This is a genomic window from Streptomyces shenzhenensis (assembly GCF_003688995.1).
Classification (GTDB): Bacteria; Actinomycetota; Actinomycetes; order Streptomycetales; family Streptomycetaceae; genus Streptomyces; species Streptomyces shenzhenensis_A.
In genome coordinates this window covers 23,297-48,471 of sequence record NZ_PENI01000005.1, presented here as the reverse complement: position 1 = coordinate 48,471, position 25,175 = coordinate 23,297, and the positions used below count along the sequence as shown (strand labels likewise).

The 25,175-nt window shown below is 71.5% G+C and carries 25 protein-coding genes, 1 tRNA gene and 1 riboswitch; of the genes, 7 read left to right on the top strand and 19 right to left on the bottom strand.

Going from position 1 to position 25,175, the window contains the following annotated elements; genetic code table 11:
• Window positions 1-96 precede the first annotated feature (96 nt).
• The 5 genes from CTZ28_RS09960 to CTZ28_RS49265 all read right to left on the bottom strand — a co-directional run bounded on the left by CTZ28_RS09960 (window position 97) and on the right by CTZ28_RS49265 (window position 4,595).
• Complete coding sequence (locus CTZ28_RS09960; protein ID WP_121888934.1) at window positions 97-1,113, bottom strand: transporter substrate-binding domain-containing protein; 1,017 nt, start codon at window positions 1,111-1,113, stop codon at window positions 97-99.
• A gap of 71 nt (window positions 1,114-1,184) precedes the next feature.
• On the bottom strand, window positions 1,185-1,973 hold the full coding sequence (locus CTZ28_RS09955) for an amino acid ABC transporter ATP-binding protein (protein WP_121888933.1): 789 nt from the start codon (window positions 1,971-1,973) through the stop codon (window positions 1,185-1,187).
• On the bottom strand, window positions 1,970-2,950 hold the full coding sequence (locus tag CTZ28_RS09950; RefSeq protein WP_121888932.1) for an amino acid ABC transporter permease: 981 nt from the start codon (window positions 2,948-2,950) through the stop codon (window positions 1,970-1,972). The genes CTZ28_RS09955 and CTZ28_RS09950 overlap by 4 nt, the downstream gene beginning before the upstream one ends.
• 354 nt (window positions 2,951-3,304) lie before the next feature.
• Window positions 3,305-3,414: riboswitch (SAM riboswitch) on the bottom strand.
• 76 nt (window positions 3,415-3,490) lie between these two features.
• On the bottom strand, window positions 3,491-4,381 hold the full coding sequence (locus CTZ28_RS09945) for a glutathione S-transferase C-terminal domain-containing protein (protein WP_121888931.1): 891 nt from the start codon (window positions 4,379-4,381) through the stop codon (window positions 3,491-3,493).
• Between the two features lie 94 nt (window positions 4,382-4,475).
• Entirely contained in the window at window positions 4,476-4,595 is a 120-nt protein-coding gene (locus CTZ28_RS49265; RefSeq protein ID WP_310887597.1) for a putative leader peptide, read from the bottom strand.
• Between the two features lie 181 nt (window positions 4,596-4,776).
• Between CTZ28_RS49265 and CTZ28_RS09940 the strand changes: the two genes are divergently transcribed.
• Window positions 4,777-5,610: a hypothetical protein gene (locus tag CTZ28_RS09940; RefSeq protein WP_259471530.1), complete on the top strand. Its 834-nt coding sequence runs from the start codon at window positions 4,777-4,779 to the stop codon at window positions 5,608-5,610.
• A 246-nt stretch (window positions 5,611-5,856) separates the two neighbouring features.
• On the opposite strand, the gene CTZ28_RS09935 is transcribed toward CTZ28_RS09940, so the two are convergent.
• Window positions 5,857-6,810: an alpha/beta fold hydrolase gene (locus CTZ28_RS09935; protein WP_398655621.1), complete on the bottom strand. Its 954-nt coding sequence runs from the start codon at window positions 6,808-6,810 to the stop codon at window positions 5,857-5,859.
• A gap of 374 nt (window positions 6,811-7,184) precedes the next feature.
• Here CTZ28_RS09935 and CTZ28_RS09930 point away from each other — a divergent pair, with 374 nt between their 5' ends.
• Together CTZ28_RS09930 and CTZ28_RS09925 are read left to right on the top strand one after the other, a co-directional pair.
• A complete protein-coding gene (locus tag CTZ28_RS09930; RefSeq protein WP_147481134.1) occupies window positions 7,185-8,078 on the top strand; it encodes an esterase/lipase family protein in 894 nt (297 codons plus the stop codon).
• 29 nt (window positions 8,079-8,107) lie between these two features.
• Complete coding sequence (locus tag CTZ28_RS09925) at window positions 8,108-8,998, top strand: GNAT family N-acetyltransferase (RefSeq protein WP_147481133.1); 891 nt, start codon at window positions 8,108-8,110, stop codon at window positions 8,996-8,998.
• Window positions 8,999-9,071: 73 nt separating this feature from the next.
• On the opposite strand, the gene CTZ28_RS09920 is transcribed toward CTZ28_RS09925, so the two are convergent.
• From CTZ28_RS09920 to CTZ28_RS09890, 7 genes are all read right to left on the bottom strand, one after another.
• Window positions 9,072-10,049 (bottom strand): hypothetical protein, encoded by a 978-nt coding sequence (locus CTZ28_RS09920; protein ID WP_121888928.1) that lies wholly within the window; start codon window positions 10,047-10,049, stop codon window positions 9,072-9,074.
• A gap of 132 nt (window positions 10,050-10,181) precedes the next feature.
• A complete protein-coding gene (gene glnA, locus CTZ28_RS09915; RefSeq protein ID WP_121888927.1) occupies window positions 10,182-11,591 on the bottom strand; it encodes a type I glutamate--ammonia ligase in 1,410 nt (469 codons plus the stop codon).
• Between the two features lie 182 nt (window positions 11,592-11,773).
• Complete coding sequence (locus CTZ28_RS09910; RefSeq protein WP_147481132.1) at window positions 11,774-12,688, bottom strand: hypothetical protein; 915 nt, start codon at window positions 12,686-12,688, stop codon at window positions 11,774-11,776.
• A 153-nt stretch (window positions 12,689-12,841) separates the two neighbouring features.
• Entirely contained in the window at window positions 12,842-13,198 is a 357-nt protein-coding gene (locus tag CTZ28_RS09905; protein ID WP_147481131.1) for a beta/gamma crystallin domain-containing protein, read from the bottom strand.
• A gap of 277 nt (window positions 13,199-13,475) precedes the next feature.
• Window positions 13,476-13,549 (bottom strand) — tRNA-Pro (locus CTZ28_RS09895).
• Window positions 13,550-13,699: 150 nt separating this feature from the next.
• A complete protein-coding gene (locus CTZ28_RS46910; RefSeq protein ID WP_183154330.1) occupies window positions 13,700-13,840 on the bottom strand; it encodes a hypothetical protein in 141 nt (46 codons plus the stop codon).
• A gap of 83 nt (window positions 13,841-13,923) precedes the next feature.
• A complete protein-coding gene (locus CTZ28_RS09890; protein ID WP_121888923.1) occupies window positions 13,924-14,934 on the bottom strand; it encodes a LacI family DNA-binding transcriptional regulator in 1,011 nt (336 codons plus the stop codon).
• Window positions 14,935-15,045: 111 nt separating this feature from the next.
• On the opposite strand from CTZ28_RS09890, the gene CTZ28_RS09885 reads away from it, so the two are divergent.
• Window positions 15,046-16,206 (top strand): Gfo/Idh/MocA family protein, encoded by a 1,161-nt coding sequence (locus CTZ28_RS09885; RefSeq protein WP_121888922.1) that lies wholly within the window; start codon window positions 15,046-15,048, stop codon window positions 16,204-16,206.
• Here the strand turns inward: CTZ28_RS09885 and CTZ28_RS09880 are convergent.
• Entirely contained in the window at window positions 16,187-17,218 is a 1,032-nt protein-coding gene (locus CTZ28_RS09880; protein ID WP_121888921.1) for a LacI family DNA-binding transcriptional regulator, read from the bottom strand. The genes CTZ28_RS09885 and CTZ28_RS09880 overlap by 20 nt on opposite strands.
• A gap of 120 nt (window positions 17,219-17,338) precedes the next feature.
• On the opposite strand from CTZ28_RS09880, the gene CTZ28_RS09875 reads away from it, so the two are divergent.
• The 3 genes from CTZ28_RS09875 (at window position 17,339) to CTZ28_RS09865 (ending at window position 20,517) form a co-directional block, all read left to right on the top strand.
• Window positions 17,339-18,505 carry a phytanoyl-CoA dioxygenase family protein gene (locus CTZ28_RS09875; protein WP_121888920.1) on the top strand — a complete coding sequence of 389 codons (1,167 nt, stop codon included), beginning with the start codon at window positions 17,339-17,341 and terminating at the stop codon, window positions 18,503-18,505.
• A gap of 15 nt (window positions 18,506-18,520) precedes the next feature.
• Window positions 18,521-19,297 carry an SDR family oxidoreductase gene (locus CTZ28_RS09870; protein ID WP_121888919.1) on the top strand — a complete coding sequence of 259 codons (777 nt, stop codon included), beginning with the start codon at window positions 18,521-18,523 and terminating at the stop codon, window positions 19,295-19,297.
• A 215-nt stretch (window positions 19,298-19,512) separates the two neighbouring features.
• Window positions 19,513-20,517, top strand: a complete 1,005-nt coding sequence (locus CTZ28_RS09865; RefSeq protein WP_121888918.1) for a Gfo/Idh/MocA family protein — start codon at window positions 19,513-19,515, stop codon at window positions 20,515-20,517.
• 60 nt (window positions 20,518-20,577) lie between these two features.
• On the opposite strand, the gene CTZ28_RS09860 is transcribed toward CTZ28_RS09865, so the two are convergent.
• The 5 genes from CTZ28_RS09860 to CTZ28_RS09840 form a co-directional block, all read right to left on the bottom strand.
• On the bottom strand, window positions 20,578-20,769 hold the full coding sequence (locus CTZ28_RS09860) for a hypothetical protein (RefSeq protein WP_121888917.1): 192 nt from the start codon (window positions 20,767-20,769) through the stop codon (window positions 20,578-20,580).
• Between the two features lie 221 nt (window positions 20,770-20,990).
• The gene (locus CTZ28_RS09855; RefSeq protein WP_121888916.1) at window positions 20,991-21,893 is read right to left on the bottom strand and encodes a sugar phosphate isomerase/epimerase family protein; all 903 of its coding nucleotides are present in this window, start codon (window positions 21,891-21,893) and stop codon (window positions 20,991-20,993) included.
• Window positions 21,894-21,895: 2 nt separating this feature from the next.
• Complete coding sequence (locus tag CTZ28_RS09850; protein ID WP_121888915.1) at window positions 21,896-22,810, bottom strand: ATP-binding cassette domain-containing protein; 915 nt, start codon at window positions 22,808-22,810, stop codon at window positions 21,896-21,898.
• Between the two features lie 4 nt (window positions 22,811-22,814).
• Window positions 22,815-23,891, bottom strand: coding sequence for an ABC transporter permease (locus tag CTZ28_RS09845; RefSeq protein WP_121888914.1), 1,077 nt, complete (start codon window positions 23,889-23,891; stop codon window positions 22,815-22,817).
• Window positions 23,891-24,910 (bottom strand): sugar ABC transporter substrate-binding protein, encoded by a 1,020-nt coding sequence (locus tag CTZ28_RS09840; RefSeq protein WP_121888913.1) that lies wholly within the window; start codon window positions 24,908-24,910, stop codon window positions 23,891-23,893. Before CTZ28_RS09840 ends, CTZ28_RS09845 begins: the two co-directional genes overlap by 1 nt.
• Window positions 24,911-25,175 lie beyond the last annotated feature (265 nt).

Sequence of the window (25,175 nt, the reverse complement as noted above, 5' to 3'; positions counted from 1 at the left end):
TCGCGTCGGCGGCCGTGCGGCCGCGCAGTGCACATGTCGTCGTCAGTCACAACACGCTGTCCGTCCGGTGTGTTCCGTCGCCCTCGCGGCGGCGGGTCAGGAGTTGTCGAGGGGCAGTCCCGGCGGGTTGACCTCGGACTTGGCGACGGCCTCGTCGGACAGGTTGTAGGCGGCCAGCCACTTGGCGTACTGCCCGTTCTCGATCAGGTGGTCGATCGCGTCGGCGACCGGCCGGGCGAGGCCGCTGCCCTTCTTCGTGGTCGCCGCGATCAGGCCCTGGAGCGTGGCGCCCGCGCCGGAGAAGGTGCCGCCGCTGCGCGTCGGGTCCGGCGATGCGGCGGTCTGCCTGATGTGGTAGGCGATCCCGGGGTTGGCGGAGAAGTAGGCGTCGATCTTGCCGCCGGTCAGCGCGAGATGGGTGGCGTTCTTGCCGGCGTAGTGCTTGACGGTGAGCTGCTTGCCCTCCTGTTTCAGCTTCGTCTGCCACTCCAGGAGGATCTTCTCCTGGTTGGTGCCGTTGTCGACGGCGACGGTCCGGCCGGCGAGGTTGCGGTAGTCGCCGTCGAAGTTCCAGGTGCTCTTCTTCAGCACCTCGAAGCCGAGGTTGTCCTTGCGGTAGGAGGCGAAGTCGTACTTCTTCTTGCGCTCCTCGGTGTCGGTGATGTTGGAGAAGCCGATGTCGGCCCGGCCGCTGTCGATGCCGACGAACATGTTCTCCCAGGTGGCGTTGGAGATCTCCGGCCGCAGACCGAGCACGGCGGCGACCAGGCGGGCGAGGTCGGGCTCGGCGCCGGTGAGGGACTTCTGGTCCGAGCCGACGTACGCGAGCGGCGGGAAGCCGTCGGGCAGGGCGCCGACGACGATCTTCAGGGTGCCGCTGGAGCGGACGGACTCGGGCAGTGCGGCGCTGATCGACTTCACCTCCGTGACCTTGAGTTCGGTCGGTGTGGCCGCGCCGTTGGACACCCGGCCCACCGTGACCGTGCCCGCGGTGTCGGTGGTGGCGGCGTCGCTGTCGCCCCCGCAGGCGGTGAGACCGGTGGCGAGGGTGGTGGCGGCGGCCACCGCGGTGATGCCGCGTATCAGGCCGCGTCGGGAGAGCAGGGTGGGCATGGCTGTCCTTCGTCGCTCGGTGTGGGTGGGTGTGCGGGAGCCGGGGTGCGGTGCCGGGGAACGAACGGCGGTCACAGGACCTTGCTCAGGAAGTCCCTGGTCCGCTCGTGCCGGGGGTGGTCGAGCACGTCGGCGGGCGGGCCCTGTTCGACGATCCGTCCGCCGTCGACGAAGACGATCCGGTCGGCGACCTCGCGGGCGAATCCGATCTCGTGGGTGACGATGACGAGCGTGGTGCCGCTGGTCGCGAGGTCCCTGATGACGGCGAGCACCTCACCGACGAGTTCCGGGTCGAGCGCCGAGGTCGGTTCGTCGAACAGGATGATGCCGGGGCGCAGCGCGAGGGCGCGGGCGATCGCGACGCGCTGCTGCTGGCCGCCGGACAGCTGCCGCGGATAGGCGCCCGTGCGGTCGCCGAGTCCGACCCGGGCGAGCAGATCGCGGGCGAGTTCCTGGGCGGCGGACCGGGTGAGCCGTCCGGTGGCCACGGGGGCGGCGGCGACGTTGTCGAGCACGGTCAGATGCGGGAACAGGTTGAAGTTCTGGAAGACGAAGCCGATCCGGCCGCGCTGGGCCAGGATGGCCCGCTCGCTCAGCTCCTTGAGCCGCTTCCCGCTCCGTCTGACCCCGATCAGTTCGCCGCCGACGCTGACATGCCCGATCTCGGGCTTCTCCAGGTGGTTGATCACCCGCAGCAGCGTGGACTTCCCGGATCCGGACGGGCCGATGACGACGGTGACCTCGCCGGGGCGCACGGTCAGATCGATGCCGTCGAGGACGCGGTGGGCGCCGTACCACTTGTGCACGTTGTGCACCTCCAGGGCGACGGGGGCCTGTTCGGCGGGCGTGGCGGCGGTCATACGGCGGCCTCCCGGCGCAGCCGGGCGCGCAGTTCGGCGAGGCCGGAGCGGGCGCGCTGCACGGGCGTCGGCGGCAGGGTGCGGGTGGCGCCCCGGGCGAAGTACCGCTCGACGTAGAACTGGGCGACGGACACGGCACTGGTGAGGATCAGGTACCAGACGGTGGCGACCAGCAGCAGCGGCACGATGTCGCCGGGGTAGGTGCTGCCCATGGCCTGCACCGAGCCGAACAGGTCGAGCAGCGACACGTAGAACACCAGGGACGTGCCCTTGATCAGGCCGATGAGCTGGTTGACGTAGTTCGGGGTGATGGACCGCAGGGCCTGCGGGAACACGATCCGGGTGAACTGGTAGCCCTTCGGCAGGCCGAGCGCGGCGGCCGCCTCGTGCTGGCCCTGGTCGACGGAGAGGATGCCGCCGCGGACCACCTCCGAGGCGTACGCCGCCTCGTTGAGGCTGAGGCCGACCACGGCGACCGCCAGGTCGGTGGCCAGCCTCGACTCGTCGAAGGTGACGAGGGCGGGGCCGAAGGGGACGCCGAGGCTCACCGTCCGGTACAGGGCCGAGAAGTTGTAGAGAAAGATCAGTACGACGATGAGCGGCACGGACCGGAACAGCCAGGTGTACGTCCAGCTGACGGCGCGCAGCACGGGGCTCCCGGAGAGCCGGCCGAGGGCCAGCAGGATGCCGCCGAGCAGCCCCAGCACGGCGCTGAGCGCGGTCACTTGGAGGGTGATGAGCAGGCCGTCGAGGATCGTGGGGCGCAGGAACCAGTAGCGGAAGCGGTCCCACTGGTAGAAGGGGTTCGTGGCCAGTCCGTGCGCGATCTGCGCCACGACCACCAGGACGACGGCCGTGACGATCCACCGGCCGGGGCGGCGCAGCGGCACGACTCGCTGGGCGGACAGGGGTTTTGACGATGTGTCTGCTGGCGGCGGCGCGGTGACGGACACGGCGCCGCCCGGGGGTTCGGTCATGGCGGGCTCCGGCGGAGTCGGGGCACCCCCGGCCCGCGGCGGGCCCCGCGTGGCCGCGCCGACGGCGCTACGGCGCGGGGCGGCACACGGGAGGGCACGGGAACCGGGGACGGGGCGGGCAGCGGCACACCGCTGGTCGGTGTGCGTCGGGAACGCGGGGGCCGGAAGTGGCGTCAGCCCCGGCGCCGGGCAGGGCCCGAACCGGTACACAGTGCGCTGTTCACGCGGAGCAGGTCGACGGCCCGGTCGGCGACGAGCAGGCCCGCGTACGGATGTACGCAGCTCCGGGGGCGGCCGGTGGCCGTCCGGTCAGCTGCGTACATGTCCGTCACTCGCATTTCCGGCCCCTGCGGGCCCTCGCGCTTACCGAAACGTCATCCGGTCCGGTCGTCACCTGGGGCACCCCACCGCGGCGCGAGGGTTGCCGGCCAGCGAGCCAGGGCTTGTCGCTGACACTCATGACCGTGCTGAGCGGTAAGTAAGGCAGTCGGGCGGAGGTATGTCAACGCCCGTCCGGGAACTGGACCGGCGCCGGCCCGCTCAGCCGCGCCGGGATCCGGGGGCGCCGGCGGCGTGCCGCGCCCAGTCCAGGATCTGCACGGCCGAGCCGGCCGCCTCCAGACCCGCGCAGCGGGCGTGGTGCCGGCGGGCGATGCCGTCCAGGTCGAGGTGGGCGCCGAAGGCGGGCCGGGCGGTCAGCCGCCGGGCGTGCGCCCACAGCGCGGGGTGATCGGCCGCGCGGTGCACGGCGGCGGCGTCGAGGTGGTGGCGGTGCACGGTGTCGAACTCCACCAGGGCGGCCCACACCGTGACGTCGGCGGCGGTCAGTCCGTCGCCGACGAGGAACTCCCGCCCGGCGAGCCGCCGTTCCAGTCCGGCCAGCGTGCCGAGCAGGACGTCGAGCGCCGCGGCCCGCTCGGCCGCGTCCGCGCCGGCCCGGCCCGCGCGCTGTGCGGCCGCCTCGATGCCCTGTGCGCACAGCCGCTCGACCTCCTCGATCTCGGCCTCGGCGCCGCACGGGTAGAGCCGGCCGCGCCCGTCGCCGAAGCAGCGGTCGAGGTCGCGCAGGATGTCGGGGGTGTGGGTGCTGACGATCCGCCCCGACCAGTCGTCGCTGAGCACCGGCGCGAGCGCCGGTCCGGTGTAGCGGTGTGCGCTCGCCTCGTACAGCGGGCGCAGCACCGAGTGGCCGCCGCCGGGACAGTCGGGGACGGCGGCGAGGAAGGTGACCGGACAGATGTCGTCGAGGGCGAGGAGGCTGTGGCCCACGGCTATGCGCAGGCCGTCGGCACAGGCGGTGGTGAGGTGGAGCCGGTAGCGGCGCGGCACGGCGTAGTGGCCGCTGCGCGCGTCCCTGCCGATCCTGCCCCGGAAGCGGGCGGGCCGCTGGGCGGGCGGGACGGCGGCGAGCGGCGTACTGAACGTGGACATGCGTCTCCCCGGATGCGAGCGCGGACGTACGCGCGGCAGAAGCGTCGTCGGTCGGTGGGTGCGAGGGGCCCCGGTCGGCCGGGGCGCGGGACGGTCAGCCCGGGAGGCTGATCGCGCTGCAGACCCGCTGCAGATCGATGTGCCGGCGGGAGGTCAGCAGGGGGAGCGACGGCGCACGGCGGCTGCGGCCGGTGCTCGTCCCATGGCGCCCCATCTTTTCCCTACCTTTTCACTAGGATTCCCTCCTGGAGTGTCGATCCGCGTCCACGGCAGCGTCAAGGGGGCGTCCACCCTGCGGTCGCCTCCCCCGCTCACCCGAACAGTCCGGCTGCGCTGGTCGGTCGGCGTGCGGGGTGGTGGCGTGGAGGGACGTACCGCGTCTGGAGGAGGCTCCCGTGAACCGTCCGTCCCGTCCCGTGCGCGTCCTCGCCTCGGTCCTGGCCGCCGGGCCGCTGCTGGCCGCGGGTGCCTGCTCGGACGCCGACGGGGCCTCCGACACGGTGTCCATCTCGCCGGTCCCCGAAGGGTCCGGGACCGCCCCCGCCGCCGAGCGGTCCCCCGACGCCTCCCCCACTCCCGCGCTCACCCGGGCGGGCGCGAAGGCCGCGCTGATCACCTCGGCCGACCTGGAGGGCGACTGGACGCAGGCGAACGACGCGGCCTCCTGGCGCGACAGACTGCTGCTGGGCAAGGTCGACATCGCCGCGTTCCGCAAGGCGAAGGCCGCCGCGGCCGACTGCCAGAAACTCCTCGACGGCCTGTACTCCGACAGCCTGCTGGGCCGCACGCCCGGCGCCTCGGCGCTCACCGGCTTCACCGATCCGCAGGCCCGGCTGCTGTACCAGGTCGGCGACTACGGCCAGGACTCGCTGACGAAGTCCCTGGACTGGTTCCGGACCCTGCCGCAGAAGTGCGACCAGTTCACCGCGACCGGCTCCGACGGCGGCAAGCGGACGGTCCAGGTGGTGGCCGCCCCGGTACCCACCGCGGGCGACGACCGGGCGGGGCTCACCGTGACGGTGAAGGGCACCGCCGACGGGCAGCCGGCCACGCTCACCACGGACGTCGCCGCGCTCCGGGTGGGCGCCGCCGGGGCCACCGTCAGCAACGGCGGCCTCTCCGGCGCCGATCGCACCAGCACCGAGGCAGCCGTGCGGGCGGGTGCCCAGCGGCTGAAGGACGTCCTCGCCGGAAAGACCCCGGCACCGAACCCCAGCGAGTTCGACTGACCGCGCCGCACGCGGAGACAGGCGCGCACGGCCTCGCGGACGGCGTGCACCGTCCGCAGGACGCCCGGGCGATGCCCGCGGCGGCGCGCGGTCACCGGGGTGCCGCGCACGGCGCTGGGCGGGGCGCGGGGCGTCCGCACGGACCACGCGGCGATCCGCGCTGGGCCGCACTCGCCGCCCGGCCGTGGCCGGGCGGCCCCACCGTCGGGCCGGGAGCATCGCCGGGGACGCAGGCGCCGCCCCGGGTCAGCGCCCCTCGGAGCGCAGCCGCTCCCGCCACTCCTCCGGGCTCCGGCTGACCGGCTGCGTCGTCGCGATGAAGTTCTCCAGCACGGCCAGGAAGCGCTGCGGATCGGCGTGGAACGGAAAGTGCCCCGAGCCCTCGAAGATCTCAAGGCGGCTGCCGGGCATCGCCGCGTGCGCCACCTCGGCGTGCCCGGCGGGCACCACCTGGTCGCGCGAGCCCCACACCAGCAGGGTCGGCATGCCGGCGGTGAGATAGCAGCGGTCGAGCATGGTCACCACCTGACCGCGCCAGTCCACCACCGCGCGCAGGGTGCGGATGAACGCGTCGCGGGAGGCCGGGTCGGGCAGCGCGTCCACCACGCGCAGCAGATCCGGCGCGTCCACGCCGAGCCCGGTGTCGAGCAGTTGCAGCAGCCGGATCATGAGGGCGGTCTGGGTCCGTACCGTCGGCAGCCGCAACAGGGACAGCGCGAGCGGGGCCCCGGGCAGCGAGGCCAGGCGCAGCGCCGGAGTGACACCGCGGCCCACCCCGCCGGTGCTCACCAGCGCCAGCCGCTCGGTCCGGTCCGGGAACTGGTACGCGAACTGCATGGCCACACCGCCGCCGAGGGAGTGCCCGACGGGCGTCACCCTGTCGATGTCCAGCACTCCCAGCAGGTCCCGCATGCCGTTGGCGTACGCGGGGACCGAGTAGTCGCCGCGCGGCTTGTCGGAGGCACCGTGGCCCAGCAGGTCAGGGGCGATGACCGTGTGGTGCCGGGCGAGTTCGGGAATGAGCTCGGCCCAGGTGTCGGACGAGTCACCGATGCCATGGATCAGCAGCACGGCCGGGCCGCTGCCCGCCATGCGGAAGGCCCAACGGTGACCGTGCACGACCCGGTACTGCCGTGGGACGGGCTTGGGGAGCACACGCAACCGCGTGGACTCGCCACGCTGCAGGGGGATGCTGACCACAGTGGCTCCTCTCCAGGGCGAAGCCCGTCGGCGCCGGTTAACGTGCTCGTAACGCACACGTGCTGGTGGAATTTAAATCAACAAGTCGATTTATCGGAGTCGGCTACGTCACAGCGCATCCCGCCCCAAGACACCCCGAAGATGCCCGGATACCGTCGCCACCTGGGGTTTCGCAGAGTCTGCGGCCCGCCGCGCCGCCTCCGACGTGAGATACGCCATGGCGCCGACCGGGCAGGGCGGCGGCGTGATGATCCCGGGCAAACCGTGCGATGGCCGGAGAATCCCCGCAAGGCGCACAATGTATTTACATGGATGAAAAGCGCACGAGGAGAAGGTGAGCGGCCACGGGCATTCCCTTCGGACCGCATCTGTCGGTGCCAGGACTGTCGCCGGTGCGCGGCGCGGGTGTCGAGGCGAGCAGGGCTGCCGTACGGCTGGTGCGGCTTCCGCTCGATCTGGCCGCGGAGGGCGTCGAGCAGCTGGCCGGACGCCTCGGCCGTGCCATGCCCGGGACGGGGACGGGCCGGGACGCGCCGTCCGCGGCGGACGCGGGGATCCCCGTGCTGCTGGTGCACGGACTGGCCGACGGAGGATCGGTCGTCCTGCCGCTTCAGCGGGCCCTGTGCGGACTCGGCATGGGGCCGTTCGTCTCGGTGAGCTATCCGGCCTTCAGCCCGGACCTCCGCGCGGTGGCCCGGGCGCTGGGCGAGCAGGTGGAGCTGGCGTGCGCCCGCAGCGCGGAACGGACCGCGGTGGTGATCGGGTACAGCCTGGGCGGGCTGATCGCCCGCTACTACGTGCAGCGGCTGGGCGGGGACGTACACGTGCCGCTGGTGATCACGCTGGCGACGCCGCACAGCGGCACCGCCACGGCCCTGCTGGCCCCGCCGCATCCGCTCCTGCGCCAGCTACGGCCGGGAAGCGAGCTGCTGACCGAGCTCGCCCAGCCGGCAGCAGGCTGCGGCACCCGGTTCGTGGCCTTCTACAGCGACCAGGACGAGGCGGTCATCCCGGCCGCGAAGGGCCGCATCGACCATCCCGACCTCATGGTCCGCAACGTGCTCGTGCCCGGCGTCGGCCATCTGACGCTCCCCCTGCACCGCCCGGTCGTCGACCAGGTGCGCTCGCTGCTGGCCGCGGTCCAGAAGGCCGCCGCCGACGCGGATCCCCCGCGACGCGGCTGTCCGGGGCAGGGCCGCCCCGGCGCGGCACCGGGATCCCCCGGTGACAGCCGGGCCGCAGCGGAGGACTCTGGGGGTAGCCGGTAGAAACGTCAGCACATGTGCGGACGGGCAGCATGACCTTTTCGACCAACTCCGAGAGCGGGTTGACGCTGCGCCCCTATCGCCCCGAGGACGAAGCGGGGGTGCGGGAACTGATCGACGCCGACCGGCTGCCGGGACAGCCGCAGTACACCCCTGAGGAGCGGCCCGCGGCGCGGCGCGGCCCTGTCCCGCTGGTCGGCTGGGCGGCACTGGAACGGCCGCGGATCAATGTCCTGGCCGATGCCGAGGACCGCCCCTGCGGGTTCATCGCCTATCTGTCCTGGGCCGATGTGCAGTCCGGGGTGATCAGCTGGGTGCACGCGTACGAAGATCCCCCGGCGCTGCGCGCTCTGCTCGGCCACGCTCTGGCCGCCCTCGCCGACTGCCCGCAGATCGATGCGTTCGTGGGGGCCCCGCCGAGTCCCCTGGGGCCGGGCGGCCTGCCCCGCACGCGTCGCGCCGCCACCCACGACGCCCTGGTGCGGACCGGCTTCACCGGCCGCCGCCAGGGCTGCTACCTGCACCGCAGGCTTCCCGCCGAACCCCCTTCGGCCAAGCCGGCCGCCGACGTCTTCCCCTGCGACTTTCCGCCGGGCTACCGGCTGATCGTCCGCGAGGCCGCCGAACCGGTGGCCGAGGCCGTGGTCAGTGTGGGACCCGACCGCACCGCGACCCTCTACTGGATCGAGACCCTGCCCACCCGCCGCCGGTGCGGGCTGGGCCGCAAGCTGCTGGGCCAGGCCCTGGCCCTGCTGGCCGAGTTGGGCGCCACCGAGGTCGCGCTCGTCCTCGACGACGCCCAGCAGTACGCCCCCGACAGCCAGGCCGCCCCCCGGCTCTTCGATTCCTTCGGCTTCACCCTCGTCGACCAGCTGTGGACCTACCGGCACCAGAGCCCCCGGGCCCCGCGGTGCGGCGCGTGAGCCCGAGGGCGTGAGGACGGCCGTGGCGGCCCCGGCGGCGCGGCACCGCTGGGCCCCGCCGGACGGAGACCGGTCAGACGTGGTGGACCGGTTCGGCGGCCGTGAGGACGGTGGGGCGTGCCTGATGGCGGCGCTCGTACTCCAGCACCCGCCGGGTGAGGCTCCCGCCGGCGTCGCCGAGCCGCTTGAGGATCTCGTCCTCGTTCATGCTGTCGTAGCCCCGCCACGGCTCGGGCCCCAGCAGGTCCGCGATCCGGTTCAGGATCGCGGGACGGGCCGCGTGGAAGCGCTCGTAGGCGCCGACCGTGGCGAGATCCGTCTGGTTCAGCCCGGGCAGCCGGTCCAGGATCATCCTGCTGCTGAGCCTGCGGTAGTCGGGAATCGGCAGCTCGTGCTCCGAGATGAGGGCTCCTTCCGGGGCGATCTGGAGCCGGTCCGCACCGGGCATGCGCTCGGCCGTCTCCCGCAGCCAGCTGCTCCAGTCGCGTACCGCCAGGGCGGCACCGCCGGCGCCCGAGTCCTCGGCGGCCGCCACCGCGGCCTCGGCGTGCCGTTCGAGGCTGCTGCCGAGTTCTTCCAGCGTCTCCTCGCCGTCGCGGCGGATGGAGCCGAGCAGATCGGCGCTGGCGGGGTCCTGGGCCTCCCGGGCGATACGCTCGGCGGCCCGGGAGACGGCCACCGCGAGGGCGGTGACCGCGTACTCGTCCTCGGCGTTCTTCAGCAACTGCTGCTCGGTGGCCTTCCCCTGGCCCCGCGCCAGGGTGCTCGGGACGACCATGGCCGCGTTCAACGAAAGCCGGGCCGCCTGCAGGGTCAGATGCCAGGCGTTCTCGGCGACGGTCTGTACCAGTCCGCGGGGCTGCAACGTCTCCAGTCGTTCGTCGATGAGGTACACATGGCCCCGGGCGTCGCCGACGCGGCGCTCCAGGACCTCCCGGTACTCCCCCGTTGGGGTGACCGAGAGGTGGGCCTTGAAACGGTCGGCGAGCGCGGCTTGGGCCTCGCGGACCTCGCGCAGCGCCGGAACGAGCATGTCTGTGGCTACGGCCATCACGTTTCCTTCGGCTAGTGCGATGCTCGCTAGAACAAGAAAGGGCCTCGGAAACCGGCCCTGCCCCTCCCCACGTTGCCCCGAAACGCCCACTCCCGCATCTTCTGCCCGCACGCCGCAGCCGCACCGGGGTCACACGTCGAAGTACAGCTCGAACTCGTGCGGGTGGGGCCGCAGCTGGAGCGGAGCGATCTCGTGGGTCCGCTTGAGATCGATCCAGATCTCGATCAGATCTGCGGTGAAGACATCACCCTGGAGGAGGTAGTCGTGGTCGGCCTCCAGGGCGTCCAGGACGTCCGGGAGGGAGGTCGGGACCTGGGGGACGCTCGCATGTTCCTCGGGGGCGAGTTCGTAGAGGTCCTTGTCGACCGGCTCGGGCGGTTCGATCTTGTTCTTGATGCCGTCGAGGCCCGCCAGCAGCATCGCGGAGAACGCCAGGTAGGGGTTGCAGGACGGGTCGGGAGCACGGAACTCCAGCCGCTTGGCCTGGGGGTTCGCTCCGGTGATCGGGATGCGGATGCAGGCGGAGCGGTTGCGCTGCGAGTAGACCAGGTTGACGGGCGCCTCGAAGCCGGGGACCAGGCGGTGGTACGAGTTCACCGTCGGGTTGGTGAAGGCGAGCAGCGACGGGGCGTGCCTGAGCAGGCCGCCGATGTAGTGACGGGCGGTGTCCGAGAGGCCGGCGTAGCCCTCTTCGTCGTAGAAGAGGGGGCTGCCGCCCTGCCACAGGGACTGGTGGCAGTGCATGCCGGAGCCGTTGTCGCCGAAGATCGGCTTGGGCATGAAGGTGGCTGTCTTGCCGTTGCGCCAGGCGACGTTCTTGACGATGTACTTGTAGAGCTGGAGGTCGTCGGCGGCGTGCAGCAGGGTGTTGAACTTGTAGTTGATCTCGGCCTGGCCCGCGGTGCCCACCTCGTGGTGCTGCTTCTCGACCAGGATGTTCACCTTGATCAGTTCGAGCGTCATCTCGGCGCGCAGGTCGGCGAAGTGGTCGACCGGCGGGACCGGGAAGTAGCCGCCTTTGTAGCGCACCTTGTAGCCGCGGTTGTCCTCCAGGGCGCCGGTGTTCCAGGCGCCCGCCTCGGAGTCGACGTGGTAGAAGGCCTCGTTCTCCGAGGTCTTGAAGCGGGCGCTGTCGAAGACGTAGAACTCCGCCTCCGGGCCGAAGTACGCGGCGTCCGCGATGCCGGTCGACACCAGGTACGTCTCCGCCTTGCGGGCCACGTTGCGCGGGTCGCGGCTGTACCACTCGCCGGTCACCGGGTCGTGGATGAAGAAGTTGACGATCAGCGTGGTGTCCGTGCGGAACGGGTCGAGCCGTGCCGTCGGCAGGTCGGCGCGCAGGGCCATGTCGGACTCGTGGATGGCCTGGAAACCGCGGATCGACGAACCGTCGAAGGCCAGCTCGTCCTCGGGATCGAAGATCTCGACCGGCACGGTGAAGTGCTGCATGATGCCGGGCACATCGCAGAAGCGCACATCGACGAACTTCACGTCCGCGTCCGCGATGAACTTCCTGGCTTCCTCGGCGTTCTGGAACATCCGGCTCACCCTCCGTCCGGGTCCGGTGCGACAGGAGGCCGCCTCAGGGTGCGACCCCTGCGGCAATACCCCACAAATGCCACTTTAGGGACACGACACCGCCCGGTGAAGGCCCCACCCGCCGGCCCACCGATGTGAACCTGCGCCCCCTTGGCCCCCAGGAGTGAGCCGGCTGGACTCGGTCAGGTCGCGGGAGACTCGGACAGTAGGCGCGTGGCCTTGTCGGTCAGGTTCCGAACCTGCTTCTGATAGTCGGTCAAGACCGGAGCATTGGCGGCTATCAGCTGGCGCTGATAGCCGGTGAGCGCGGCGAAGTAGATCGCGGCCAGGTCCGATGACCTGGTGCAGGACTCGGCGGCGGTTGCCGCGGCGATCTCGCCGGCGGTCGGCTTCGCCGTCTTCCAGGGGCCGGCGGCGAGTTTCTCGGGATTCTGGGCCGGGTGCCCCGCCGTGGTCATGCAGGTGCTCCAGCGTTCGCGTGCGGCGATGACCCGTCGGTCGGCAACCGCCAGCCGGAGTGACTGGCCGTACAGGGTGTGCGTCAGTTTCCAGCCATCGGTGTTCGTCAGAGCCGGAAGTTGTTTTTTCGCCTCGGCCGAGCAGGCTTCGTAGTCCTTGGCCGTCCGGCCGCTCACGCCCGTCCCGCCGGCCGGCATCTTCAGCCCCACATGGAAACCTCGTTGCTCGGCCGTCGCACGGCCGATATAGCCCCAGGCACCGACCGGGTTGGCCGCCTCCTTGTCTTCGTCGGTTCTCGCTTCGATCCGGTGCATGTTCCGGCCTGCGTAGCTGTGATGCCCTTGGTCCTTCATGCAGCGGACGATCAGCGCCTTTTCCGTCCTGAACAGCAGGTCGTCGTCCTTGTCGGACGTGCCGTAGGCGGACAGCGGCAGCCGTGTCAATCCGTCGCGCCCCGTAGCGGGCACCGGCGGGGACGGCTCGATGGCCGGCGGGGTCAGCGTCACATCCGCCGCGCCGCCTACGGAGTTCGTGGAGCAGCCGGTGACCGACAGACCGACGGCGATCGTCACGGCGCAGGCCACTTCGATGACGCGCCTCGATCGAGGCGCAGCGATCGTGACGTGGGCGGATGCCATGCTGGATGTACCTCTTCGGAAGGCGGGGAAACACTGCGAGGCACGGCAGTGCTCCCCCACCAGGACAGCGGACGAACGCGATCACTATGCCGTCGGCTTGAGCCCGACCGAGGCAGCTTTTACCTGCCGCTCTTCCGGCTGAGGAGCAAGATCTCAGAATATCTTGATGCTGCTGACCTTGTGAAACGGAGCTTGGCCCCAATCCGGGGCGATCGTGTTGTACTTCGAAAAAGCAACGCTTTGCACCGGCGCGTTCACCGTTCGCAACATGGCGAATTCCCCACTGTTGTTACCTGCAGACACCAGGCGTACGCCATAGATGGCCACGTCTGTGTAACCAGCGTTCGCAAAGCAGAGCTCCCCGTCGTTGTGGACCGAGAAGAAATCGGTCCGGCCGGCGCAGTCCACCCTGTTGATCGCCTGCGCGGGAGCGGCGGTTCCGGCGAGGATCGTCACCGCCGTCAGGGCGGTGACGAGGCCGGAAAGGCGGGCACGATGGGAAAGTTTCATGCTCACTCACATTTCGACTAGTGGATCACATGGAAGAGGGCACTGCGAGGCCAAGGGCAGTTGATCAGATTCCGTAGAGTCGGCCAGGGTGAACACCCGTCCGGGCAGGGCGAGTCGGGTCAGCAGGGTGCGGGCCGCCTCGTCCTCGCCGCGCTGCCCGATCGTCGTGACCCGCTGACCCCGGTCAAGGGCGCCGGCCCCCAACTGGTCCCCAAGAATGCTCAAGGGCCGGTTTCGGATGCTTCCGAAACCGGCCCTGACCTGCGACTTCGCAAAGTCGGGACGACAGGATTTGAACCTGCGACCCCTTGACCCCCAGTCAAGTGCGCTACCAAGCTGCGCCACGTCCCGCTGCGGTACCGCGCGGTGTACTCCGCGTGATCACGCAGGTCAACCCTACCGCACACGGACGAGTGCCGGTGCCGGGCGCTCCGGCAGGACGGCCGGCGCGGCACCGGCGGCCCCCGGACAGAGCCGCGCCGGCAGGCTGTTCGGCGGGCGTCACTTGATGAGCGCGTTCGCCACCCCGACGACCCTCCCGGGCAGCGCGTCCGCCCCTCCGGCCCGGCGGGCGGTGACCAGGCCGGGCGCGAACAGGTTCACGATGTCCAAGGCTCCGGCCCGCCCCGGGAGGATGAGCACCGGCCGTACCGGAAGAGCGCGGCGACCATCGAGCCGGCCCGTAGCCCACGGGGATCCGGGCGTGCTGCGCACGGTGTGCACGGTCACCCTCCGGGCTCGCGGGGCGGCGCCGTGGTGCCTCTGATCTTCAGCGTCGGCGTGGCCAGATGTACCCGGCCGGCGCCGCCGGGCCGCTCGAAGCGGTCGAGGAGGAAGCGGGCGGCCCGGTGGCCGACCTCGTGCGGGGCCGTGTCGACGGTGGTGAGCCAGACATGGCGCAGCCGGGCGATGCTCGTGTTGTCGTACCCGGTCACCGACAGGTCCCCGGGGACCCGCAGGCCCAGTTCGCCGGCCGCCGACAGCACGCCGACGGAGGCGATGTCGTTGACCGCGAAGACTGCGGTGGGCCGGTCCGGGCGGCCGAGCAGCCGGACCGCGCTGCGGTAGCCGCCCTCCTCCGTCATGTCGCCGGGCTCGACGAGCGCCCGGTCCGCGAGGCCGTGCGCGCGCATCGTCGCCTCGAAGCTGCGCCGCCGCAGTTCGCCGACGGCTCCGTGGCCCGCGATGTGGGCGATGCGCCGGTGGCCGAGCCGGATGAGGTGTTCGGTGGCGAGGCGCGCGCCCGCCTCGTCGTCGCCCGCCACCAGGTCCACGCCCGCCGGCGCCGGCTCCCGGGCGCCCGCGACCACCACCGGGAGCCGCTCCGCGACGGCGCCGAGGACCGTCGGATCGGGCAGCGTGCCGACCACCACCAGGCCGTCGACCCCGAGGTCGAGAAAGGGGCCGGTGAGCCGGCCGCCCGTGCGGCGGCTCAGCCGGGCGTCGGCCAGCAGCATGTGCAGACCGCCCGCGTGCAGCAGGGAGTTCAGACCGTCGAGCAGGTCGACGAACCAGGGGTTGCGCAGATCGTTGAGGAGGACGCCGACGGTGCGCGAGCGCTGTTCGCTGAGGCTGCGCGCGGCGGCGTTCGGCCGGTAGCCGAGTTCCCGTACGGCCCGGAGCACCGCCTCCCGCTTCTCGGGGCGCACCTGGCCCGTGCCGCGCAGCACCAGGGAGACCAGTGACTTGGAGACGCCGGCCCGGTCGGCCACATCGCGAATCGTCGGAGGCCTCATGACATGGACCGTTCCACGAGGTCCGAGCGCTTGTCAAAGGGCTTGACACGGGCGGATCCGCCTCCGAGGGTGGCCTGGACAGGATATGGACCGTTCCAAAGAGGGGCTGTCATGGTGGATGCGCTCGGTGTCGCCGTCGTCGGGTTCGGCTGGATGGGCCGGGTGCACACCCAGGCGTACGCCCGTGTCCCGCACCACTATCCGCAGTTGGGTGTGCGGCCCCGGCTGATCACGGTCGCCGAGGAGGTGCCGGGCCGGGCCGAGGATGCCGCCCGGCAGTTCGGCTTCGCCTCGACGACCCGCGACTGGCGCGAGGTGGCGGCCGACCCCCGGGTGCGGGCGGTCAGTATCACCGCGCCGAACTTCCTGCACCGGGAGATCGGCGTCGCGATGGCCGAGGCGGGCAAGCACATCTGGATCGAGAAGCCGGTGGGGCTGACCGCCGACGACGCGCGGGCGGTGGCCGACGCCGTCGCGGGGGCCGGGGTGCAGGGCGCGGTCGGCTTCAACTACCGCAACGCCCCGGCCGTGGAGAGCGCCCGCGAGCTGATCGCCGCCGGTGAGATCGGCGCCGTCACCCATGTCCGCATCCGTCTGTTCAGCGATTACGCGGCCCACCCGGACGGCGCCCTGACCTGGCGCTACGAGCGCGAGCGCGGCGGCAGCGGGGTGCTCGGCGACCTGGCCTCGCACGGCGCCGACCTGGCCCGCTTCCTGCTCGGCGACCTCGTCTCGCTGACTGCCGACACCGCGATCTTCGTCCCCGAGCGGGCCCGCCCCACGGGTGCGACCGCGGGCCACGCGCTCGCCTCCGGCGGCGAGCTGGGCCCGGTGGAGAACGAGGACTACGTCAGCTGTCTGCTGCGCTTCGCCTCGGGCGCCCGGGGGGTCCTGGAGGCCTGCCGGGTCTCCGTCGGCGAACAGAACAACTACGGCTTCGAGGTGCACGGCACCGAGGGCGCGGTGTTCTGGGACTTCCGCCGGATGAACGAACTGGCGGTCAGCCGCGGCACGTCGTACCAGGACCAGCCGGTCAGCACGGTGTACGTCGGCCCCGGCCAGGGCGAGTTCGGTGCCTTCCAGCCCGGCGCTGCCAACGCCATGGGCTACGACGACCTCAAGGTCATCGAGGCGTACCGGTTCCTGCGCTCGATCGCCGAGGGCACCCCGCACGGCACCACCCTCGCGGACGCGGTGCACAGCGCCGACGTCCTGGACGCGATGGCCCGCTCCGCGGAGAGCGGCTCCTGGGTCAGCCTGCCGGTGTCGTAGGCATGTTGTAGGGGGTGACCACCTGGATCGCGGACGGCAGGGCGGGCCCGGCGGGCGGCAGCGCGCCATGGGCGCGCATCACGAGATGACAGGCCTCGCGCAGATCGTGGCGCAGATCGTGGTGGAGCACCGCGGACAGCCGGTGCCCGCGCAGCAGCCGGGTGTTGTCGTGGTCCAGGTCGTGGGCGACGAACACGGCGCACTCGCGGCGCAGGTCGGCGAAGGCCCGCAGGGTGGCGATGTTGCCGCCGCCGATCGAGTAGACCGCGCGGATCTCCGGGTCGCGTTCCAGGGCGGCCCTGACGAGGTCGTACTGCGTGGCGTCCAGGCCCTGTCCCCCGGCGATCTCGACGAGGGCGCGCTCCGGGTGCAGGGCCCGCATGGCGCTGCGGAAGCCCATCTCGCGCTCCTCCTCGTTGCGGAAGAAACCGCTGCTCAGGCTGGTGAGCACATTGCCGGGGCGGTCGCCGAGCCACTGACCGGTGAGGTAGGCGGCCGTGGCACCGGCCGCCCGGTTGTCGATGCCGACGTAGGCGAGCCGGCCGCTGGCGGGCAGGTCGGTCACCAGCGTGACCACCGGAACGCCCGCGGCGGTGAGGCGGCCGACGGCCGCGGTCACCTCGGGCACGTCCGGCGCCTTGAGGATCACGCCCTGCGAGCCGCGCCTGGCTATCCGGTCCAGCGTCCTGACCTGCTCGGCGGCCGGTCCGGTCTCCCGGAAGTGGAAACGGGAGCGCAGCACCGCCGGGTGCAGGCCGGGCAGTTCGGCCTCCAGGGCGGCGCGCACCGCGGTGGTGAACCGCTCGGGCGCCTGCATCACGATGTCGACCATGAAGGTGCGCCCGACGAGCCGTACCTGGGTGCGCTGCCGGTCCAGGTCGGCGATGGCCCGGTGCACCTCCTGCGCGGTGTTCTCCCGCACCCCTCCCCTGCCGTTCAGCACGCGGTCCACGGTGGCCTCGCTCAAGCCTGCCTGACGTGCGATCTCACGGATCGGGAAGGGGTGGCCCATGGAAGCGGACTCCTCGGTTCCTTGAGGGGTTTTTGATGGCTGCCTGCTGGTTGTTCGAGGGGTTTGTACTGACAAGAATGGCACCACCACGTCACCCCCGTGACCGAAAGAGGGACGCCGATGTCCGTCACCACCGCGCAAGGCCGTGCCTGGCTGTCCGAACGGGACTGCGATCTCGACGCGTTCCGTGCGCTCGTCGAGCGGGCCACACGGCTCGCCGACCATCCGCACGCCTCGTCGGTGGAGCACAACGTCCTCGTCTACGACAGCGCGCGGCTGCGCGCGGCCGGCGACCGGCGCGAGGTCGCGGCGGAACTGGTGCGCGCGCTGACGGACGGGCCCGGCATCGTGGTCCTCCGGGGCGCCTTCCCCGACGCCTCGGTCGTGGACCGGGTCACCGCCGTGTTCGACGCGCTGATCGCCGAGCAGCGGGCCGCCGGCGCGACGGCCGGCGACCACTTCGCCGCGCCGGGCGCCAACGACCGGGTGTGGAACGCGCTGGAGAAGGCGGCCCTGTACGACCCGGAGGCGTTCGCCGACTACTACGCCAACGACATCCTGGCGCTGGTCGCGACGGCCTGGCTGGGCCCCGGCTACCAGGTCACCTCACAGCTCAACGTGGTCAACCCGGGCGGGGCGGCCCAGTCCCCGCACCGCGACTACCACCTGGGCTTCCTCACCGACGAGACGGCCGCCGCCTACCCGGCGCACGTGCACCGCCTCTCGCCCGTGCTGACCCTGCAGGGCGCGGTGGCCCACTGCGACATGCCGGTCGAGTCGGGGCCGACGCTGTATCTGCCGTACTCGCAGCAGTTCGAGCCCGGTTATCTGGCCTGGCGGCTGCCGCGGTTCCGGGCGTACTTCGAGGAGCACCACGTCCAGCTCCCGCTCGCCAAGGGTGACGCGGCCTTCTTCAACCCCGCGCTCTTCCACGCCGCCGGCGCCAACCGCTCCGCCGGTGTACGGCGGATGGCCAACCTGCTCCAGGTGTCCTCGGCGTTCGGCCGGGCGATGGAGACGGTGGACCGGCAGGCTGTGGTGAACGCGGTCTTCCCGGTGCTGCTGAAGCGCCGCGCCGAGGGCGTGGGCGAGCCGTGGCTGGACCGGGTGATCGCCGCGAGCGCCGAGGGCTACCCGTTCCCCACCAACCTCGACAACGACCCGCCGCTCGACGGTCTGGCCCCGCCCAGCCAGGCGGACGTGGTACGGCGGGCGGTGCGCGAGGAGTGGACCCCGCAGGCCCTGCGGGACGAACTGCGGGCCGCCGCCGGGCGGCGCGAGAGCTGAAGGGACAAGCGACTCATGGGACTTCTCGACGACAAGGTCGTCCTCGTCAACGGCGGCAGCCAGGGTGTGGGCGCCGCCGTCGCGCGGGCCGCCGTCCGCGAGGGCGCCACCGTCGCCGTGACCGGGCGGCGCCCCGAGCCGGGCGAGGCGCTGGTGGCCGAGCTGTCGGCGGACGGCGGCACGGCCCGGTACGTGCGGGCCGACCTCGCCGACGCCGAGCAGGCCAGGGCGGCCGTGGCGGAGGTGGTCGCCGCGTACGGCCGGATCGACTGCCTGGTCAACTCGGCGGGGCTCACCTCGCGCGGCACCCTGCTGGACACCACGCCCGACCTGTTCGACGCGCATATCGCGGTCAACCTCAAGGGGCCGTTCTTCGCCATGCAGGCGGCGGTCGCCGACATGGTGGCACGCCGGGCGCCGGGCACGATCGTCAACATCATCACGTCCTCGGCGCACGGCGGGCAGCCCTTCCTCGCCCCGTACGTGGCCGCCAAGGCGGGGCTGATCGGTCTGACCCGCAACGCGGCGCACGCCCATCGCTGGGACCGGATCCGGATCAACGGCCTGAACATCGGCTGGACGGCCACCGAGGGCGAGGACGCGACGCAGCGGACCTTCCACGGCGCCGGGGACGACTGGCGTGAACAGGCCGCGGCCCGGCTGCCGATGGGCAGGCTCGGCCGGCCGGACGAGATCGCCGACTTCGTGGTGTTCCTGCTGTCCGAGCGGTCCGGCGTGGTCACCGGCTCCGTGATCGACTGGGACCAGAACGTCCTCGGCGGCCTCGACTAGGCGCTCCGCTGGGTGGGCCGCGATGTGCCGTCGGTCGGCTGCGGCTGCATCGTGGCTGGTCGCGCAGTTCCCCGCGCCCCTTCGGGGCGCGGCTGCATCGTGGCCGATCGCTCGAACAGCGGGATCCCCATCGCGGCGGAGCCGCAACTTAATACAGCCCCGCGCCCCTTCGGGGGCGCCCCTCACTTCCCTCTGTACCAAGGAGTTGCACGTTCATGCGTATTGGAATCCTCGGCCTCGGCCGTATCGGCGCCTTTCACGCCGAGACCCTGTCCGGACTGGACGCGGTCGAGTCCCTCGTCGTAGCCGATCCGTTCGCCGGTGCGGCCGAGGCCGCCGCGGAGCGGTTCGGGGCCCGGGTCGTGGACTCGCCGGAGGCGGTCCTGGCCGCCGGTGTGGACGGCCTCGTGGTGGCGGCGGCGACCGACGCACACCCGGCCCTGATCGTGGCCGGTGTCGAGGCGGGCGTCCCCGTCTTCTGCGAGAAGCCCGTCGCCCGCACCATGGCGGAGGGGCTGACGGTGCTCAAGTCCGTCGCGGACAGCGACGTGCCCGTGCAGATCGGCTACAACCGGCGCTTCGACGCGGGCTTCGTCGCCGCGCGGGCCGCGGTGCAGGGCGGCGAGCTGGGCAAGCTGCACACGATCCGGTCGACCACGCTGGACCCGGCCCCGCCGCCGGCCGCGTACGTCGCCGCCTCCGGCGGCATCTTCCGCGACTGCAGCGTGCACGACTTCGACATCATCCGCTGGGTGACCGGCCGCGAGGTGACCGAGGTGTACGCGGTGGGCGGCAACCGGGGCGCCGACTACATCGCGGAGGCGGGCGACGCCGACACCACCGGCGCGATCCTGAGGCTGGACGACGGCACCATCGCGGTGGTCTCCAACAGCCGCCACAACGCCCGCGGTTACGACGTCCGCATGGAACTGCACGGCTTCCGGGACTCGATCGCCGTCGGCCTGGAGGACAAGCTCCCGCTGCGCTCCGTCGAGCCCGGGGTGAGCTTCCCGGCCGGCACCCCGCACGACTTCTTCATGGACCGCTTCGCCGACGCGTACCGCGCCGAACTGACCGCGTTCACCGAGGTCGTGGCCGGCCGCCGGCCCTCCCCGTGCACGATCGCGGACGCCCTGGAGGCCGGCTGGATCGCGGAGGCCTGCACCCTGTCGCTGCACGAGCACCGGCCGGTGACGATCGAGGAGATCCGCACCGTCTGAACCGGACGCCACCGCCCCGGCGACGGAGCCCCGGCCGCCGCCGTCCGGCCCCGATGGGCCTCACAGGCAGTAGCGGACCAGCCAGTCGTCGGGGTGGTAGGCGTCCCGGGCCGGGTCGCGGGGCGTGGCCTGGTTCGTCTCCACCGTGTCCCGCGGGTGGACCCGCTCCGGCAGCGTGCCGAACCGGGAGCGGCGCAGGGCGGCCTCGGCCGCCGCGTCCGGCGTCTGTTCCTGCGGTGTCGTGTGTGTCATCCCGGTCCTCCCCGTTCGCCGGTTCCTGGCGTGCACACCCGTCGACTGTATGAACGCGTTCAGCGGGCCGCGGGTTCCCGCCGGGAGCCGACGGCGTGTCCCGGGAGGACGCCGCCCTGGACCGAGCACGGAAGTGCCCGGGGGCCGCCGCCTCGAACAGGCGGCGGCACCCGGGCACTTTCCCGTGTCATGCTGACCCCGGTTTCAGCGGGCCCGGGGGCTCACGCCCCGCACGAGCGCAGGAACCGGCGGGTGCGCTCGGCGATGGGCAGCGGCCTGTCCGGCTCGCACGGGTACATGTCCTGCTCCACGATCGCGAACAGCTCCGTCCCGAGCCGCTGCGCGGCGGCCAGCACGGGCTCGAGCTCCGGTACGCCAGCGGGCGGTTCGCACATCACTCCGCGCTGGACCGCGGGCCCGAACGCGACCCCGCCGGCCACCACGTCGGCGAGGATCTCCGGGTCGACCTGCTTGAGGTGCAGATAGCCGATGCGTTCGCCGTACGTCTCGATGAGCTTGACGCTGTCGCCGCCGCAGTACGCGTAGTGCCCGGTGTCCAGGCAGAGGCTGACCAGGCCGGAGTCGGTCGAGTCGAGGAACCGTTCGACGTGTTCCTCGGTGTCGATGTGGGTGTCGGCGTGCGGGTGGACCACGATGTCGAGCCCGTACGTCTCCCGCACCTCGCGGCCGAGCCGCTCCATGCCCCTGGTGAGGTGCGTCCACTGCGCGGAGGTCAGCTCCGGCGGCTCCAGGATCTCGGCGGTCTTGTCGTCGCGCCAGAAGGAGGGGATCACCACCAGGTGCCGCGCGCCCATCGCCCGGGTGAGTTCGGCGACCTGGCCGACGTGCTCCCAGGTGGACTCCCAGACGCCGGGGCCGCGGTGCAGGCCGGTGAAGACCGTGCCCGCCGACACCTTCAGGTCCCGCCGGGCCAGTTCGTCGGCGAGGCGCGCCGGGTCGGTGGGCAGATAGCCGTACGGGCCGAGTTCGATCCAGTCGTAGCCGGCCGTGGCGACCTCGTCCAGGAAACGCTCCCAGGGCACCTGCCGTGGGTCGTCGGGGAACCACACCCCCCAGGAGTCGGGGGCCGAGCCGACCCGGATGCGGTCGAGGGCGTTCGCCATGGTCAGGATGTCCCTTCGGGAGAGGGCTGCGCGACCGGTGCGGTGAGCTCGTCCGCCTCGGGGAGCTCCTCCACGTCGACCCCGCGCACCTGCGCCAGCTCGTGCTTGAGGGCCGCGAGTTCGGCGCCGCCTGCCATGTGGTTGGTCAGCTCCTCCAGGGTGATCGCGGAGCGTTCGGCGCTCAGTTCGAGGGTGCCGAGGCGCAGCACGCTGAAGTGGTCGCCGACCATGTAGGCGTGGTGCGGGTTGTGGGTGATGAAGATGACGCCGAGGCCGCGGTCGCGGGCGGCGGCGATGTACTTCAGAACGACGCCTGACTGCTTCACGCCGAGCGCGGCGGTCGGCTCGTCCAGGATCAGGACGCGGGCACCGAAGTAGACGGCGCGGGCGATGGCCACGCACTGGCGCTGGCCGCCGGAGAGCGTGCCGATGGGCTGCTCCAGGTCGTCCAGGACGATGCCCATGTTGCGCAGTTCCCGGTCGGCGGTCTGCTTCATGCGGGCGATGTCGAGGCGGCGGACCGGCCAGGGGCCCTTGGTCATCTCGGAGCCGAGGAAGAAGTTCCGCCACACCGGCATCAGGGGGACGGTCGCCAGGTCCTGGTAGACCGTGGCGATGCCCTTGTCGAGGGCTTCGCGCGGGGTGCCGAAGCGCACCGGCTGCCCGTCGACGAGGAAGTCGCCCTCGGTGTGCTGGTGCAGCCCCGAGATGATCTTGATGAGGGTGGACTTGCCTGCGCCGTTGTCGCCGAGGACGCAGGTCACCCGGCTCGGGAACACCGTGAGGTCGACGCCGTGCAGGGCGCGGATGTTCCCGTAGGACTTGCCGGCGCCGCGCAGTTCGACGATCGGCCCGTTCTCGTCGGGCGTGGTGTCCTGGAGGACGGCACCATGGGTTCCGGTCGTATCGCTGGTCATCGGGTCACCTCCGGGTCGCCGTGCGCTGGACCCACAGATTGATGAGGACGGCGCCGAGCAGCATCACGCCGAGGAAGGCCTTGAACCAGTCGGGGTTCCAGCCGGCGTAGACGATGCCCTGGTTCACCATGCCGAACATGAAGGCGCCGAAGACGGGGCCGATCGCGGAGCCGTAACCGCCGGTGAGCAGGCAGCCGCCGATCACCGCCGCGGCGATGTAGATCAGCTCCTGGCCGACGCCCTCGCCGGACTGCACGGTGTTGAAGGAGAACAGCTGGTGCATGCCGACGAACCAGGCGCCGAAGCCGACCGCCATGAACAGTGTGATCTTGGTGAGGTTCACCGGGACGCCGACCGCGCGGGCGCTGTCCTTGTTGCCGCCCACGGCGAAGATCCAGTTGCCGTACTTGGTGCGCAGCAGGACCCAGGTGGCCAGAGCGGCGAAGACCAGCCACCAGACCACGGTGATCTTCACCTGGACGCCGCCGACGTCGAAGGAGGACGCGAAGATCGCCTTCGCCTGGTCGAAGCCGTCCATGGTGCTGATGTCGTCGGTGGCGACATTGCCGGTGACCATCTTGGTCACGGCGAGGTTGACGCCCTGGAGGATCAGGAAGGTGCCGAGGGTGACCAGGAAGCTGGGCAGTCCGGTCCTGACCACCATCCAGCCGTTGAACGCGCCGATCGCGAGGGACACGACCAGCGCGACGATCACGCCCATCCAGATGTTCAGCGTCAGCTGGTAGCTGAGCATGCTCGCGGTCAGCGCAGAGGAGACCACGGCGACGCCGGACGAGAGGTCGAACTCGCCGCCGATCATCAGCAGGGCCACGGGCAGGGCCATGATGCCGATCGTCGACGACTGGTAGAGGACGGTCGCCATCGAGCTGCCCTGGCGGACCGCGGGCGCCGCGACGAGGAAGAACACGAGGACGGCCACCGCGCCGAGGAAGACGCCCACCTCCGGGCGGGCCAGCATGCGCAGCACCAGGGGACGCTCGGCGGTGCGGCCGTCGCGTTGCCCGGGGCCGGGGGCCGGCGGTGTGCCGACCGCCGGCTCAGCCTGTCGGGTCATGCTCATCACCGGGTGCCCTTCGCGGCGAACCGGGCGACGCTGTCGACGTTGGACTTGTCGACGAAGGCAGGACCGGTCAGCACGGGCTGCTCACCGCCGCCGCTGTAGTTGCCGTTGTTCTTGTACAGCCACAGGGAGTCGACCGCCAGGTAGCCCTGCAGATACGGCTGCTGGTCCACCGCGAACTGGATCGTTCCCTTGGAGATCGCACTGGTCAGGTCCTTGTTCAGGTCGAAGGTGGCGATCTTCGCCTTGCTGCCCGCGTCCCCGACCGACTGGACCGCGGTCAGGGCGTAGGGGGCGCCGAGGGCGACGACGTAGTCGATGCCGCTGTCCTGCTTCAGCTTGGCGGTGATCGTCGACTTCACGGACGGCATGTCGGTGCCGTTCACGTACAGCGTCTCGATGGTGCCGGAGAACGTCTTCTTCACCCCGTCGCAGCGCTGGGTGAGGCCGATGTTGCCCTGCTCCTGGATCACGCAGACGGCGTTCTTGGCGCCCTCCTCGTTCAGCCGCTTGCCGAGCGCCTCGCCGGTCACGCTCTCGTCCTGGCCGAAGAACTCCAGCAGCCCCAGCTTCTTCCAGTCGCTCAGGCCGGAGTTGAGGCCGACGACGGGGATGTCAGCGGCCGTCGCCTTGGTGATGACGTCCTTCATGGCGTCCGGTTTGGCGAGGGTCACGGCGATGCCGTCGACCTTCTGGTCGACGGCGTTCTGCACCAGGTTGGCCTGGTTGCCGGCGCTCGGGTCGGCCGAGTACACGAGCTTGATGTTGTCCTTGGCCGCCGCTGCCTCGGCGCCCTTGCGCACGATGTCCCAGAAGGTGTCGCCCGGCGCCTGGTGGGTCACGAGGGCGACCGTCATACGGGGGGTCGTGGCCTTGCCCGCGGCGGCGCCCGACCCTCCCTCTTCGGACTTCTTTCCACCGGAGCTGCTGGAACAGCCGGCAAGAGCCAGCGCAGCCGCGGCGGCGACGGCCACGACGGGGGCCAGTCTGCGGGAGCGGGAGCGAGAAGAGCGGTCCATCTTTCCTGCACCTCACTGTGCTACGGGGGAAAGGGAGGGGATCGCGAGGATCCGGGTCCCTGAACCGGGGCGGTCCGGGTCATTTGCTGGGTGTGCTGGGACGGGATCCAAGTGCCTGGCGCGCCTGCTGTCAATACTTTGTTAAGACATCATTTCACAATCAGGTCCGAATGTAAGTACAAACTCTTGACAGCGGAACCCGCCCGGACCTACACCTGGAAGGCGTCAGGCCCCGGCCCGGGGGACAGCCTAGGGAGCGTCAGGC